Annotated in this window: 7 protein-coding genes; 1 reads left to right on the top strand and 6 read right to left on the bottom strand. The window is 73.1% G+C overall.

All coding sequences use genetic code 11. The features are described 5' to 3' along the window. Positions 1-37: 37 nt before the first annotated feature. From ACWDRR_RS13430 to ACWDRR_RS13405, 6 genes are all read right to left on the bottom strand, one after another. Positions 38-1,252 carry an acetate kinase gene (locus tag ACWDRR_RS13430; protein WP_449772310.1) on the bottom strand — a complete coding sequence of 405 codons (1,215 nt, stop codon included), beginning with the start codon at positions 1,250-1,252 and terminating at the stop codon, positions 38-40. Beyond that, positions 1,249-3,483: a phosphate acetyltransferase gene (gene pta, locus ACWDRR_RS13425; RefSeq protein WP_449772309.1), complete on the bottom strand. Its 2,235-nt coding sequence runs from the start codon at positions 3,481-3,483 to the stop codon at positions 1,249-1,251. Before pta ends, ACWDRR_RS13430 begins: the two co-directional genes overlap by 4 nt. 387 nt (positions 3,484-3,870) lie before the next feature. Next, positions 3,871-6,234: a 1,4-alpha-glucan branching protein GlgB gene (gene glgB, locus ACWDRR_RS13420; protein WP_449772308.1), complete on the bottom strand. Its 2,364-nt coding sequence runs from the start codon at positions 6,232-6,234 to the stop codon at positions 3,871-3,873. A 97-nt stretch (positions 6,235-6,331) separates the two neighbouring features. Further along, entirely contained in the window at positions 6,332-7,819 is a 1,488-nt protein-coding gene (locus ACWDRR_RS13415) for a maltokinase N-terminal cap-like domain-containing protein (RefSeq protein ID WP_449772307.1), read from the bottom strand. A gap of 236 nt (positions 7,820-8,055) precedes the next feature. Further along, positions 8,056-9,780 (bottom strand): maltose alpha-D-glucosyltransferase, encoded by a 1,725-nt coding sequence (gene treS, locus ACWDRR_RS13410; protein ID WP_449772306.1) that lies wholly within the window; start codon positions 9,778-9,780, stop codon positions 8,056-8,058. Beyond that, the gene (locus tag ACWDRR_RS13405; RefSeq protein ID WP_449772389.1) at positions 9,777-11,732 is read right to left on the bottom strand and encodes an alpha-1,4-glucan--maltose-1-phosphate maltosyltransferase; all 1,956 of its coding nucleotides are present in this window, start codon (positions 11,730-11,732) and stop codon (positions 9,777-9,779) included. Before ACWDRR_RS13405 ends, treS begins: the two co-directional genes overlap by 4 nt. A gap of 1,068 nt (positions 11,733-12,800) precedes the next feature. On the opposite strand from ACWDRR_RS13405, the gene glgP reads away from it, so the two are divergent. Next, positions 12,801-15,530 (top strand): alpha-glucan family phosphorylase, encoded by a 2,730-nt coding sequence (gene glgP, locus ACWDRR_RS13400; RefSeq protein ID WP_449772305.1) that lies wholly within the window; start codon positions 12,801-12,803, stop codon positions 15,528-15,530. The last annotated feature ends 83 nt before the right edge of the window (positions 15,531-15,613 follow it).

The raw sequence follows: 15,613 nt of genomic DNA, 5'->3' as shown, positions 1-15,613 counted from the left end.
GCCAACGAAGGATTCCGAGGGGCGAGACGACGGCGGGTCAGCCCCCGGACTGCCGGTGCACCAGGGCGAAGGCCTGTCGCGCGATCTCCAGTTCCTCGTCGGTGGGTACCACGGCGACCGCGACCCGGCCGTACGCGGGCGAGATGATCCGGGCCTCGCCGGAGCGCACCGAGTTCAGCTCGGGGTCCACCGCGATGCCCAGCTCCTCCAGCCCGGCCGTGGCCGCGGCCCGCACCGGAGCCGCATTCTCGCCGACGCCGGCCGTGAACGCGATGGCGTCGACCCGGCCGAGCACCGCGTAGTAGCCGCCGATGTACTTGCGCAGCCGGTGGATGTAGGCCTGAAACGCCAGCTCGGCGTCCGCGTCCCCCTCCTCGGCCCGCCGCATGATCTCGCGCATGTCGTTGTCGCCGCACAGCCCCAGCAGGCCGCTGCGGCGGTTGAGCAGGCTGTCGATCTCGTCGATCGAGAGCCCGCCGACCCGGTGCAGGTGGAACACCACGCCCGCGTCGATATCACCCGAACGAGTGCCCATCACCAGGCCCTCCAAGGGCGTCAGACCCATCGAGGTGTCCACGCAGCGGCCGCCCGCGACCGCCGAGGCGGAGGCGCCGTTGCCCAGGTGCAGGACGATCACGTTGACCTCGGCCGGGTCCTTGCCGAGCAGCCGGGCGGTGGCCCGCGAGACGTACTGGTGCGAGGTGCCGTGGAAGCCGTAGCGGCGCACCCGGTGCTCGTCGGCGACCGCCTTGTCCACCGCGTACCGCGCCGCGTACTCCGGCATCGAGGCGTGGAAGGCGGTGTCGAAGACGGCGACCTGCGGCAGGTCCGGGCGCAGCGCGCGGGCCACCTCGATCCCGGTGATGTTGGCCGGGTTGTGCAGCGGGGCGACCGGGATCAGCCGGCGGATCTCCTGGAGCACGTCGTCGGTGATCACGGTCGGCTCGGTGAACCGCAGGCCGCCGTGGACCACCCGGTGGCCGATCGCGGCCAGCTCGGGGGAGTCCAGTCCGAGGCCGTCGGCGGCGAGCTCCTCGGCGACGGCCTTCAGGGCGGCGGAGTGGTCGGGGAAGACCTGGAGCGCCTCGCGCTTCTCGCCGGAGCGCGAGGTGTGCACCAGCCGGCCGTTCGCCTCGCCGATCCGCTCGACCAGGCCGGAGGCCGGCCGGGTGCCGTCCAGCATGTCGATGAGCTGGTACTTCACCGACGAGGAGCCGGCGTTCAGGACGAGGACGCGGGTGCCTTCACTCATGCCCGGGCTCCTTCGGTGCGCTCCTGCGACGGGGTGGTGGGGGCGGACCGCGGGCCGCCGTGCTCCTGCGACTGGATGGCGGTGATCGCGACGGTGTTGACGATGTCCTCGACCAGCGCGCCGCGCGAGAGGTCGTTGACGGGCTTGCGCAGCCCCTGCAGGACCGGGCCGACCGCCACCGCGCCGGCCGAGCGCTGGACGGCCTTGTAGGTGTTGTTGCCGGTGTTGAGGTCCGGGAAGATCAGCACGGTGGCCCGGCCGGCCACCGGGGAGCCCGGCAGCTTGGTGGCCGCGACATGGGCGTCCACCGCCGCGTCGTACTGGATCGGGCCCTCGACCAGGATGTCCGGGCGCAGCGCGCGCACCAGCTCGGTGGCCTTGCGGACCTTGTCGACGTCGGCGCCGGAGCCGGAGGTGCCGGTGGAGTACGAGAGCATCGCGACCCGCGGCTCCACGCCGAACTGGGCGGCGGTGGCGGCGGACTGGATGGCGATGTCGGCCAGCTGCCGGGCGTCCGGGTCGGGGTTGACCGCGCAGTCGCCGTAGACCAGCACCTTGTCGGCCAGGCACATGAAGAAGACCGAGGAGACGATCGCGGCGCCCGGCGCGGTCTTGATCACCTCGAAGGCGGGCCGGATGGTGGCGGCGGTGGAGTGCACCGCGCCGGAGACCATGCCGTCGGCGATGCCCTCCTGGACCATCAGGGTGCCGAAGTAGCTGACGTCGGTGACGACGTCCAGTGCCAGCTCGACGGTCATGCCCTTGTGGGCGCGCAGCCCGGTGTACAGCTCGGCGAACTGCCGGCGCAGCGGGCTGGTGGCCGGGTCGACGATCCGGACCTGGGCCCGGTCGGCCGTCGGAGCGCCCTCGGCCGGGGGGCTGGGAGGGGCCTCCACCTGCGGGAGGTCGATGCCGAGCGAGGCGGCCTTGCGGCGCACCGCGTCGACGTCGCCGAGCAGGGTGAGGTCGCAGATGTTGCGGCGGAGCAGGACTTCGGCGGCGCGCAGCACCCGGTCCTCGGTGCCCTCGGGGAGGACGATGTGCCGGCGCGGGGCCCGGGCCCGCTCCAGCAGCGCGTGCTCGAACATCATCGGGGTCACCCGCTCCGTCCGGCCGACCTCGATCCGGGCGGTCAACTCGGCGGTGTCCACGTGGAGTTCGAAGAGGCCGAGGGCGATCTCGGCCTTCCGCGGGCTGGCCGCGGAGAGCTTGCCCTCCAGGTGGGTGAGGGCGGCGGCGGTGAGCCAGCTGCCCTCGGGGACGACCGCGACCGGGGTGCCGGGGGCGAGCCGGGCGGCCAGCGCCATCACGTTCGGGCCGGGGTGCTGGCCGAGCGTCAGCAGCACACCGGCGATCGGCGGGGCGCCGGCGGCGTGCGCGGCCAGCGAGCCGATCACCAGGTCGGCGCGGTCCCCGGGGGTGACCACCAGGGCGCCCTCGGTCAGCGCGTCCAGGAAGGTCGGCAGCATGGCACCGCCGAAGACGAAGCCGCGGACGTCCCGGGCCAGTCCGGCCGCGTCGCCGATCAGGACCTCGGCGCCGGTGGCCTCGACCAGTTGGGCGACGGTCGGCGCGGCCAGCGCCGGCTCCTCCGGGATGACGTACGCCGGGATCGGCAGCTTCTCGGTGAGGGTGCGCTGGATCCGCTGCTTGGCGCCGGGGGCGACCCGGTTGGCGACCATCGCCAGGGTCTCGCAGCCGAGGTCGGTGTAGGCGCGGTGGGCGTTGCGGACCTCGGCGATCACGGCCGCCGGGTCCTCGGAGTGGCCGCCGACCACCGGCAGCACGGCGGCGCCGAACTCGTTGGCGAGGCGGGCGTTGAAGGCCAGCTCGTCGGGGATGTTGGTGTCCGCGAAGTCGGTGCCGAGCACCAGCACCGCCTGGCAGCGCCGCTCCAGCGCCCGGAACCGGTCGACGAGGGTGGAGACCAGCTCGTCCTGGCCCTGGGCGGCCTGCAGCGCGGCGGCCTCCTCGTAGGTGAGCCCGTACAGCTCGGCGGCCGGCAGGTCGACCCGGTAGCGGGTGCGCAGCAGTTCGACGACGTGGTCGGAGCCGCGCTCTCCCCCGGGCCGGCCGCCGGGAGGCGCCCCCACGGGCGCGTGGGCGTGCACCAGGGGCCGGAACACCCCGACCCGGTCCACCTGGCGGGTGAGCAGTTCCATGACCCCGAGTTCGACGGCCTGCCGGCCGTCCCCCCGGTCGATCCCGGTCACGTACACGCTGCGCGCCACGTGGGTCTCTCCGTCCCTCGTCTCAGCAAGTGGTCATATCGACCATACCTTCGCACCGCGAACGCCCGTTCGCGAGCAGAGTCACCCAAGGAGGGCAAGGGGCGGAGGTCCGGCGGACACGGGTGCGGAGGGAATGGTGCCGGAGGTGGCGCCGGCAGGCGTCCTCGAACGGATGGTCGCGGCCGGCGAGGTGACCCCGCCCGTCGAGCACGGCATGCCGGAGCTCGACCTCGACCTGCTGCCGGGGGTCGGCAGCCTCTCGGACCTGCTGGTGGAGAACCGTGATCGGGCTCGGTTTCCCGGTCTCCGCTCCGCTCTGACCGGCCGGGCACGCCCCCGGGAGCGGCCGGTGCCGGAGCCGCGCCCCGGCACCGGCCGCGGCCCGGGTCAGGCCGGGCGGAGCCAGAGGGTGGCGAGCGGGGGCAGCACCAGTTCGGCACTGCGGGGCTGGTCGTTCCAGGGGACGGACTCGGCCTTCACCGGGTGGGAGTTGCCGATCCCGGCGCCGCCGTAGGTCTCGGCGTCGGTGTTCAGCACCTCCTCCCAGAGCTGCTCGCGGCCGTCGAGGGCGGGCAGGCCGACCCGGTGGCCGTGCCGGACGACGGGGGAGAAGTTGCAGACGGCGACCAGCGGGGTGCCGTCGGCGGCGTACCGGACGAAGGAGAGCAGGTTGTCCTCGGCCGCGCCGCCGTCCAGCCAGCGGAAGCCGTCCGGGGTGGTGTCCTGCTCCCAGAGCGCCGGGGCGTCGAGGTAGCGGCGGTTGAGGTCGCGGACCAGGCGGCGGACCCCGAGGTGCTCCTCGGCGGCCGGCCACGTCTGCTCGTCGAGCACCCACCACTGCGGGCCCTGCTCGTGGTCCCACTCCGCGCCCTGGGCGAACTCCTGCCCCATGAACAGGAGCTGCTTGCCCGGGTGGGCCCACATGAAGCCGAGGTACGCGCGGTGGTTGGCGCGCTGCTGCCACCAGTCGCCGGGCATCTTGGAGACCAGCGCCTGCTTGCCGTGCACCACCTCGTCGTGCGAGATCGGCAGGACGTAGTTCTCGGAGTAGGCGTACACCATCGAGAAGGTGATCTCGTTGTGGTGGTACTTGCGGTGCACCGGCTCCTTGGACATGTAGACCAGCGAGTCGTGCATCCAGCCCATGTTCCACTTCAGGCCGAAGCCCAGGCCGCCGCTGTCGGTGGGGCGGGTGACGCCGTTCCAGGCGGTGGACTCCTCGGCGATGGTGACCACGCCGGGGCAGCGCCGGTAGACGGTGGCGTTCATCTCCTGGAGGAACGCGGCCGCGTCCAGGTTCTCCCGGCCGCCGTGCTGGTTGGGCGTCCAGGCGCCGCCCTCGCGGGAGTAGTCGAGGTAGAGCATCGAGGCGACGGCGTCCACCCGCAGGCCGTCGATGTGGAACTCCTCGCACCAGTACACCGCGTTGGCGACCAGGAAGTTGCGCACCTCGGTCCGGCCGTAGTCGAACTCCAGGGTGCCCCAGTCGGGGTGCTCGGCGCGCAGCGGGTCGGCCGGCTCGTACAGCGGCTCGCCGTCGAAGCGGGCGAGCGCGAAGTCGTCCTTGGGGAAGTGCGCGGGCACCCAGTCGACGATCACCCCGATGCCGTGCCGGTGCAGGGTGTCGACCAGGTGGCGGAAGTCGTCCGGGCTGCCGAGCCGGGCGGTGGGGGCGTAGTAACCGGACACCTGGTAGCCCCAGGAGCCGCCGAACGGGTGTTCCATCACGGGCATGAACTCCACGTGGGTGAAGTTCAACTCCTTGAGGTACCGGGGGAGTTCCTCGGCGATCGCCCGGTAGGTGGTGAGGTCGGGCCGCCAGGACGGCAGGTGCAGCTCGTACACCGACATCGGCGCCCGGTGGTGCGCGGCGCGGGCCCGGCGGGCCATCCACTCGCCGTCCTGCCAGCGGTAGGCGGAGGAGGTGACGACCGAGGCGGTGCCCGGCGGGCACTGCGCGGCCCGGGCCAGCGGGTCGGCCTTGTCGAGCACCCAGCCCTGCCGGGTGTGGAGCTCGTACTTGTACTGGGTGCCCTCGGCCAGGCCCGGCACGAACAGCTCCCAGACCCCGGAGGAGCCGAGCGAGCGCATCGGGTGCGCGGTGCCGTCCCAGTGGTTGAAGTCGCCGATCAGCCGGACGCCCACCGCGTTCGGCGCCCAGACCGCGAAGGCGGTGCCGGACACCCCGTCGACGGTGCGCACGTGCGAACCGAGCGCCTGCCAGAGCTGCTCGTGCCGGCCCTCGGAGATCAGGTGCAGGTCCAGCTCGCCGAGGGTGGGCGCGGTGCGGTACCCGTCGTGCTGCCGCAGCGGCTCGCCGCCGGGGTACGTCACCAGCAGCCGGTAGTCCGGCACCTCGGCGGCGGCCAGCAGACCGGTGAAGAGGCCGTTCTGCTGATGGGTGAGCTCGGCCGGGCCTTGCGCGGTCTCCACCACCACCCGCTCGGCGAAGGGGCGCAGCACCCGGATCGCGGTGCCGCCGTGCACCGGGTGGGCGCCGAGCAGGCCGTGCGGGTCGTGGTGCAGGCCGGCGACCAGCCGGTCCACCTCGGCCGGCGGCAGCGGCGCCTCGGGTAGCCGCAGCGCGGACGGGACGGCGGGCGGGCCGTCGGGGGCGGCGTCGGACGCCGGGGGGCGCGGTTCGGCCCGCCGGGCCGCCGCCGCGGGCTCGCGCTGGGGGGAGTCCGGGCCCGCCAGGAAGGTGGCAGGCACGGTACGGGTGGTGCGGCCGGGCGGGTCGAGCGGCGTCACGGCGTGGTCCTCCTGCGGAGTCGGGGTGGCCGGGGGCGTCGGTGGCGGGGCGGGCGTTCGCCGGGGGCGGGCGTGGAGCAGGTCGGGCGGTGGGCCTTCAGACGGTCAGGGCCAGCCGGTTGATCGCGGCCAGCGGGATCGGCAGCCAGCCGGGCCGGTGGCGGGCCTCGTACACCACCTCGTACACCGCCTTGTCGATCTCCAGGGCGCGCATCAGCTCGGGCGAGGCGGCCGGGTCGGTGCCGCCGCCGGCGGTGTAGCCGGCGCAGAACGCGGTCCGGTTGCGCTGCGCCCAGGCGGCGGCGAGGTGGGCCAGCTCGGGGTCGGGCGGCGCGCCGGCCAGCAGGTGGGCGGCCGCGTAGTCGAAGGAGCGGAGCATCGCGGCGACATCCCGCAGCGCGGTCTGCGGTTCGCGCCGCTCGGCGACGGACTTGGCCGGCTCTCCCTCGAAGTCCAGCAGCACCCAGCCGTGCGGGGTGCGCATGGCCTGCCCGAGGTGGAGGTCGCCGTGGATCCGCTGGACCGGCATGCCGTCGGGGTGGGCGTCGGCGAGCTGCTGGAAGGCGGTGCGCAGGGCGGCCCGGTAGCGGAGCAGCCCGGGCACGGCGGCCACCGCGCTGTCGAGGCGGTCGGCCATCGCGGTGGCCAGCTGCCGGGTCTGGGTGCGGTCCAGCCGGGCCACCGGCATCGAGCGGGCCAGCACCCGGTGGACCTCGGCGGTGGCCCGGCCGAGCCGGTGCGCCTCGATCGCGAAGTTGCCGGGGGACGGGTCGCCCTTGAGCCGGCCGACCTGGTCCAGGGCCAGCTCCCAGCCGTCCTCGGCCTCCGGCAGGTAGCGCTGGAGCAGCCCGAGGGTGGCCGGCTCGGCGCGTTCCAGCCGGCTCTCGAACCAGGCCGCCACCCGGGGGATCCGGGTGGAGCCGGCCCGCGAGAGCGCCAGCGAGAGCTCCAGGTCGGGGTTGGTGCCGGGGTGGATGCGGCGGAACAGCTTGAGGATGTACGAGGTGCCGTAGATGACCGAGCTGTTGGACTGCTCGGCGGTGGAGGCGCGCCCGGGGAGGTTGGTGGGCAGCCCGGAGCCGGGGGTGCGGCGGAACGACAGCGAGCCGAACCGGTCGCCGGTGGCCAGGTGCTCCAGCAGCCGCCCGGTCAGCTCGGGGTCGTGCACCGCGTCGTAGAGCGCCGCGCCGTCGTACGGGCCCTGGTTGAGCCGGCCGAGGACGGCGGTCGGCTCGATGTCGGCCGGCCCCTCCGAACGGATGCCGAGCAGCAGCTGGTAGATGTCCCCGTGCGGCGCGCCGGCGGTGGTGGCGTGCTCGACCCGCAGCAGCAGGTGCAGCAGGGCGGGGTCGCCGACCTGGAGCGGGGTGCCGACCACGGGGGTGAGGCCGGTGATGGGCCGTCCCTTGCCGGCGTACCAGCGCTGGGTGGGGAGCCACTCGGCGATCAGCGGCAGGGCCGCCTGGACGAGTTCGCTGACCCCCAGGGCGGTTCTCCGGGCCGAGGCGCCGCGGGTGCCCACCGGCGCGGAGCCGGTGGGGGTGTCGCGATGCACATCGGCTTGAGAACGGGAGGTTTCGGACATGACTCCCTTTCCCCGGAAGCGGGCGGACTGCCCGACGGGTCTGGCCGGGTCCGTCAGTCTTCCGGATTTCGGCGGCGCGGCGGCGACGGCACGCGAGCGGGGCTCAGGTGTCACGCCTTCGTGTGGGTGGCCGTTGGGCTGTTCTCCGTACGCGGTGGTGCAGAGACCTCCGGGGGCGCGGGGTGTTCAACTCTCGCGCCCCCGGAGGGTTTGGTGAGACCGGTCCTGACGGATCGTTACTTCGATCGCCTGGTGCGGCTCAGGCGCGGGGGCTGCCGGAGCTGGAACCAGTAGAAGCCGTGCCCGGCGAGGGTGAGCAGGTACGGCCACTCGCCGATCGAGGGGAAGCGCACCCCGCCGATCAGCTCGACCGGGTACCGCCCTCCGTACTGCCGCAGGTCGAGTTCGGTCGGCTGCGCGAACCGCGAGAAGTTGTTCACGCACATGACCAGGTCGCCCTCGTGCTCGCGCACGAAGGCCAGCACCGCGGGATTGCTGGAGGGCAGTTCGGTGTACGTGCCGAGGCCGAACGCCGAGTTGAGCTTGCGGATCTCGATCATGCGACGCGTCCAGTGCAGCAGCGAACTCGAACTGCTCTGCTGCGCCTCGACGTTGGTCACCTGGTAGCCGTACACCGGGTCCATGATGGGCGGCAGACTGAGCCTGCCCGGGTCGGCGGACGAGAAACCCGCGTTGCGGTCCGGGGTCCACTGCATCGGCGTGCGCACGCCGTCCCGGTCGCCCAGCCAGATGTTGTCGCCCATGCCGATCTCGTCCCCGTAGTAGAGCACCGGGGAGCCCGGCAGGGAGAGCAGCAGGGCGGTGAACAGTTCGATCTGGTTGCGGTCGTTCTCCAGGAGCGGGGCGAGCCGGCGGCGGATGCCCACGTTGGCGCGCATCCGGGGGTCCTTGGCGTACTCCGCGTACATGTAGTCGCGCTCCTCGTCGGTGACCATCTCCAGGGTCAGCTCGTCGTGGTTGCGCAGGAAGATGCCCCACTGGCACCCGTGCGGGATGCGCGGGGTCTTGGCGAGGATCTCCGACACCGGGTAGCGGGACTCCCGGCGGACCGCCATGAAGATGCGCGGCATCACCGGGAAGTGGAACGCCATGTGGCACTCGTCGCCGCCGGAGGCGAAGTCGCCGAAGTAGTCGACGACGTCCTCCGGCCACTGGTTGGCCTCGGCGAGCAGCACGGTGTCGGGGTAGTTGGCGTCGATCTCCTTGCGGACCCGCTGGAGGAACTCGTGCGTCTCCGGCAGGTTCTCGCAGTTGGTGCCCTCGCGGGCGAACAGGTACGGCACGGCGTCCAGCCGGAAGCCGTCGATGCCGAGGTCGAGCCAGAACCGCAGCCCGGCGATCATCTCGTCCTGGACCCGGGGGTTGTCGTAGTTGAGGTCCGGCTGGTGGGAGAAGAACCGGTGCCAGAAGTACTGCTTGCGCACCGGGTCGTAGGTCCAGTTGGAGGTCTCGGTGTCGACGAAGATGATCCGGGCGTCCGGATACTGCTTGTCGTCGTCGGCCCACATGTAGAAGTCGCCGTACGGGCCGTCCGGGTCCTCCCGGGAGGCCTGGAACCAGGGGTGCTGGTCGCTGGTGTGGTTCATGACGAAGTCGATGACCACGCGCATGCCGCGGGCGTGCGCGGCGTCGACGAACTCCATGAAGTCGGCGAGGTCGCCGAACTCCGGCAGGACCGACTTGTAGTCCGCGACGTCGTACCCGCCGTCGCGCAGCGGCGAGGCGAAGAACGGCGGCAGCCAGAGGCAGTCGACCCCGAGCCACTGGAGGTAGTCGAGCTTGGACGTGAGCCCCCTGAGATCCCCGATCCCGTCGCCGTTGCTGTCCTGGAAGGACCGCACCAGTACCTCGTAGAAGACCGCACGCTTGAACCACTCCGGGTCCAGGTTCTTCTTCGAGGTCTCGGGGAAGGTGTCGGGAACGGGCTCGTTCACTGTCACGCTGGGTTCCTCCGAACCGTGAGGAGGTGAGCCGGCTCGGCTGAGGGATCGAGCCGGACGTAGTTGTGCCGGCCCCAGGTGTAGGCGGCGCCGGTGAGCTCGTCGTGCACCGCGAACGGGCCGTCCCCGTCGAGGGTGACGGTGGCCTCCTGGACGTGGTGCGGGTCGAGGTTGACCACCGTGACGACGTGGTCGGTGAGGCCGTCGGCCGTGGTGGCGGTCTTGGAGAAGGCGAGTACCTGGTCGTTGTCGGTGGGGTGGAAGCGCAGGCCGCGCAGCTGCTGGAGCGAGGGGTGCCGGCGGCGCAGCCGGTTCAGCACGGTGAGCAGCGGGGCGAGGGTGTCGGTGCGGGTCCAGTCGCGGGGGCGGAGCTCGTACTTCTCGGAGTGCAGGTACTCCTCCGAGCCCGGGTGGGCCGGCTCGTTCTCGTACAGCTCGTAGCCGGCGTAGACGCCGTAGCTGGGGGAGAGGGTGGCGGCCAGCACGGCGCGGATCGCGAACGCGGCCCGGCCGCCGGTCTGCAGGTAGGCGTGCAGGATGTCCGGGGTGTTGGCGAAGAAGTTCGGCCGCATGTAGGCGGCGGCGTCACCGGAGAGCTCGGTGAGGTAATCGGTGAGGTCCTGCTTGGTGGTGCGCCAGGTGAAGTACGTGTACGACTGGTGGAAACCGATCTTCCCCAGCGTCTGCATCATCGCGGGCCGGGTGAAGGCTTCCGCCAGGAACACGACATCCGGGTCGGTGCGGGCGATGTCGGCGAGCACCTTCTCCCAGAACAGCACCGGCTTGGTGTGCGGGTTGTCGACCCGGAAGATCCGCACGCCGTGGGTCATCCAGAACCGGAGGACGCGGAGCGTTTCCTTGACGATTCCGTCCATGTCCTGGTCGAAGTTGATCGGATAGATGTCCTGGTACTTCTTCGGCGGGTTCTCGGCATAGGCGATGGTGCCGTCGGCGCGGTGGCTGAACCATTCCGGGTGCTTGTTCACCCAGGGGTGGTCCGGCGAACACTGCAGCGCGAAGTCCAGGGCCACCTCCAGGTGCAGCGCCTCGGCCTCGGCGACGAAGTGGTCGAAGTCCTCGATGGTGCCGAGGTCCGGGTGGATGGCGTCGTGGCCGCCCTCCGGCGAGCCGATCGCCCAGGGCGAGCCGACGTCGTGCGGACCGGCCGTCAGGGTGTTGTCCGGGCCCTTGCGGAAGGCTCGCCCGATCGGGTGGACCGGCGGCAGGTAGACCACGTCGAAGCCCATCGCGGCGACGGCGGGCAGCCGCTCGGCGGCGGTGCGCAGGGTGCCCGAGCGCGGCGGCTCGACCCCGGACGGGTCGACCACCGCGCCCTCCGAGCGGGGGAAGAACTCGTACCAGGAGCCGTACAGCGCGCGCTCGCGGTCCACCTGGAGCGGCAGCGGGCGGGAGGCGCTCACCAGTTCGCGCAGCGGGTAGCGGCCCAGCAGGTCGAGCACCTCGGGGGCGAGCGCCGCGGCCAGCCGGGACAGCGGCGGCAGCCCGGTGTCGCGCAGCGCGTCCACCGCGGCCAGGATGTGCGCCCGGCCCTCCTTCTTCGGCACGCCGCCCGCGGCCCGCTCCAGCAGCAGCGCGCCCTCCTCCAGCACCAGCGCGGTGTCGATCCCGGCGGGCAGCTTCACCGCGGCCACCTTGCGCCAGGTGGCGAGCGGGTCGCTCCACGCCTCCACCAGGTAGGACCAGCGGCCGGGCGCGGTCGGGGTGACGTGCGCGCCCCAGCGGTCGGTGCCCTCGGCGAGTTCGCGCATCGGCGTCCACGGGCCGCTGCGGCCGCGCGGGTCGCGCAGGACGACGTTGGCGTTCACCGCGTCGTGGCCCTCGCGGAACACGGTGGCGGTGACCGCGAAGGTCTCGCCGACCACCGCCTTGGCCGGGCGGCGGCCGGCGTCGACGAGGGGGCTGACGTCCAGGACGGGGATGCGGCCGATCACGGTGTCGCTCTCTGTCGTCTTGCGGGCGGCGGGTTTGCGGGTGGCGGGCTTGGACTCGGCCGTGCGGGCGGCGGGTTTGCGGGCGGCCGGCCTGCGGCCGGTCTCCGCGCGCGCCGCGGTGGTGCGGGCCGGGGCGGCCTTCGCGGTGGCGGCGGCACCGGTGCCGGTGGCGGTGACCTCGGCGCCGGTGGCGGCGGTGCGGCGCGTGGTGGTGCGCCTGCGGGGTGCCGCCGGCCGGTCCTCCTCGGCCCCGGGTTGTCGGGCCGGTTCGGTCTGCTCCGTACGGATAGCCCCGGCCCCCCGGGGTCCCGGCATCGCCGCGTCTGTCCGAGTGTCAGAATCCATCCGTCCGGCGGATTCCGCGACCGCTGCGTCGTGGCTGTCGGCCACCGGTGTGGACTGGTCCCGCGTGTCGCCGTGCATGCCAAACTCCTGCCCGAGATCGGCGGCAGCTCCCGCGGGCCGGGCGGGCCGGGGGGAGTACCGGGAGGACTGCTGGGTGGGGAGGACGTGCGACCGGAAGCCTGCCCGCGCCGCCGTCCCCGGCAACCTGCCCCGCTCCCGCCGAGCCCCTGGCGGGGCGCCCGAGAGCCCGCGCGCATCCCGGCGCACGCCTCTCGGGACACGCCCCTGGGCGACCCAACCCACCCGTGAACGAGCAGGCCGAGCCGGAGGACACGCATCGGTGCGTGGTGAGCGCCGAATGGGCTAAGGAGGTTGGGAATCGATCAACGCGAAAAGGATTCGGACGTGCTGCTTCAAGGAGGGCGCCACCCGTCGCCGCACTCCCCGCAGCATCCACGACCTTGGTTCATAGTCGCACCGGCGACAAGACTTTTGCAGCGGTACGACAGTAGTTTCGGGCTTTGTCCGGGGCGGCTCCGCCGGTGGAAATGGATCTGTTCCGCAGTGTTCACGCATTGGTAGCGCGATCCGAAGGAACGCGCGCCTCGCGCGCCCCCTGTGCAGCCCAATGCGCCGAATGCGATCTCATCAATAGGCCGAACGGAGGCCCAATAGCCCGCTTGACGCACCCTCATGACGGGAGCCGGGGCTACGCTTCACGCCGTGAAGGCAATCCGCAGATTCACCGTCCGCACCGTCCTGCCCGAACAACTCCAGCCGTTGCACGAGCTGGCCCTCAACCTGCGCTGGTCCTGGCACCCCGAGACCAGGGACCTCTTCCGGTCCGTGGACCCGGAGGTCTGGGCGGCGACCGGCGAGGATCCGGTGCGCCTGCTGGGCGAGGTCCCGGCCGCCCGGCTCGCCGCGCTCGCCACCGACCGCCGGTTCCTGCGCAGACTCGGCGACCTCGCCGACGACCTGCGGGAGTACCTGGCCGGCCCGCGCTGGTACCAGGCCGCCCAGCACGGCCTCGACCAACCGGTCGCCGGCGGTGCGCAACCCGCCGCCATCGCCTACTTCTCACCCGAGTACGGCATCGCCGCGGCGCTGCCCCAGTACTCCGGCGGGCTCGGCATCCTGGCCGGCGACCACCTCAAGGCGGCCAGCGACCTCGGCGTCCCGCTCATCGGCGTGGGGTTGTTCTACCGGCACGGCTACTTCCGGCAGTCCCTCAACCGGGACGGCTGGCAGCAGGAGCGCTACCCGCTCCTCGACCCGGACGAACTCGCCGTCACACTGCTCCGGGAGGGTGACGGCGCCCCCTGCCGGATCGACCTCGCGCTCCCCGGCGGCCGCACCCTGGCCGCGCACGTCTGGCGGGCCCAGGTCGGGCGCGTCCCGCTGCTGCTGCTCGACTCCGACATCGAGGCCAACTCGCCGGCCGAGCGCGACGTCACCGACCGCCTGTACGGCGGCGGCAGCGAGCACCGGCTGCTCCAGGAGATGCTGCTCGGCATCGGCGGCGTCCGCGCGGTCCGGGCCTACTGCCGGCTCACCGGCCACCCCGCTCCCGAGGTCTTCCACACCAACGAGGGCCACGCCGGCTTCCTCGGCGTCGAGCGGATCCGCGAGCTGATCGCCGACGGCCCGGCCGAGCCGGGACTGGACTTCGCCGCCGCCCTGGAGGCCGTCCGGGCCGGCACCCTGTTCACGACCCACACGCCCGTCCCGGCCGGCATCGACCGCTTCGACCGGGAGCTCGTCGCCCGCCACTTCGGCGGCGACGCCGCGCTGCCGGGCGTCCCGGCCGACCAGGTGCTCGCACTCGGCGCCGAGACCTGGCGCGGCGGGGACCCGAAGCTCTTCAACATGGCCGCGATGGGCCTGCGGCTCGCCCAGCGCGCCAACGGCGTCTCCACCCTGCACGGCGAGGTCAGCCGGTCCATGTTCAACGGGCTCTGGCCGGGCTTCGACGCCGCCGAGGTACCGATCACCTCGGTCACCAACGGCGTCCACGCGGCGACCTGGATCGACCCGGCGGTGGTCCGGCTCGGCGCGGCCGAGATCGGCGCCGACCGCGCCGAGGACGCCATGACCACCGGCGACGCCAAGCGCTGGACGGGCCTGGAGCGGATCGGCAACAGCGAGATCTGGGAGCTGCGCCGCAGCCTGCGCGCCCAGCTCGTGGACGAGGCCCGCCACCGGCTGCGCGCCTCCTGGCGCCAGCGCGGCGCGGGCGAGGCCGAGCTCGGCTGGGTCTCCTCGGTGCTCGACCCGGACGTGCTCACCATCGGGTTCGCCCGCCGGGTGCCCTCCTACAAGCGGCTCACCCTGATGCTGCGCGACCAGGAGCGGCTGCGCGCCCTGCTGCTGAACCCGCACCGGCCGGTGCAGATCGTGGTCGCGGGCAAGGCCCACCCGGCCGACGACGGCGGCAAGCGGCTGATCCAGCAGATGGTCGCCTTCGCCGACGACCCGGCGGTCCGGCACCGGATCGTCTTCCTGCCGGACTACGACATGGCGATGGCCCGCCACCTCTACCCGGGCTGCGACGTCTGGCTGAACAACCCGCTCCGCCCGCTGGAGGCCTGCGGCACCTCGGGGATGAAGGCCGCGCTGAACGGCTGCCTCAACCTGTCCGTCCTGGACGGCTGGTGGGACGAGTGGTACGACGGCCAGAACGGCTGGGCGATCCCCACCGCCGACGAGACCGGCGGGGCCCTCGACCCGGAGAGCGGCGAGGCCGAGCGGCGGGACGACATCGAGGCCGCCGCGCTGTACGACCTGATCGAGCACCAGGTGGCCGCCCGGTTCTACGACCGGGGCGCGGACGGGCTGCCGCACCGCTGGATCGCCATGGTCCGGCACACCCTGGTCACCCTGGGGCCCAAGGTGCTGGCCGGGCGGATGGTCCGCGAGTACGTCGAGCGGCTGTACACCCCGGCGGCGCTGGCCCAGCGGGAGCTGGCGGCGGCCGCCGCGGGCCCGGCGGGTGAGGCGGGCGGGCGAGTCACGGTCCCCTACGCGGGGGCGCGCGAGCTGGCGGGCTGGAAGGCGCGGGTCCGGGAGGCCTGGCCGGCCGTCCGGGTCGAGCACGTCGAGGCGGAGTGCCCGGACGAGGCACAGGAGCTGGGCAGCTCGCTGGCGCTGCGGGTGCAGGTCGCGCTCGGTGCGCTGGAGCCCGGCGACGTCGAGGTGCAGGTGGTCTCCGGGCGGGTGGACGAGTCGGACGGCATCTCGGACGCCTGCCTGCTCGCCCTCAAGCCGGTCGGCGGGCCGGACCTCGACGGGCGGACGAGGTACGAGGGCTCGCTGGAGCTCTGCCGGACCGGCCCGTTCGGCTACACCGTCCGGGTGCTGCCGGCCCATCCGCGGCTGGCCTCGCCGGCCGAGCTGGGCCTGGTGGCCCTGCCGGCCGAGTCGGCGGGGATGGACGCGGGGCTGCTGCGTTGAGCGGTGGGGAGGGCCGGTCGGTCCGGCTCTCCCCACCTCCGGGCCGCCGGGCGGGTCACGGACCGGCGGCCCGAACGGACCGG

It is taken from the genome of Kitasatospora sp. NPDC003701, from assembly GCF_053587085.1.
The sequence above is the reverse complement of the archived record's forward strand: the minus strand, read 5'-3'. Positions and strand labels throughout refer to the sequence as shown.

Bases quoted from the DNA above. Each gene is read 5' to 3' on its own strand.
- ACWDRR_RS13430 (WP_449772310.1), bottom strand. From the start codon at position 1,252: ATGAGTGAAGGCACCCGCGTCCTCGTCCTGAACGCCGGCTCCTCGTCG.
- ACWDRR_RS13415 (WP_449772307.1), bottom strand. From the start codon at position 7,819: ATGTCCGAAACCTCCCGTTCTCAAGCCGATGTGCATCGCGACACCCCC.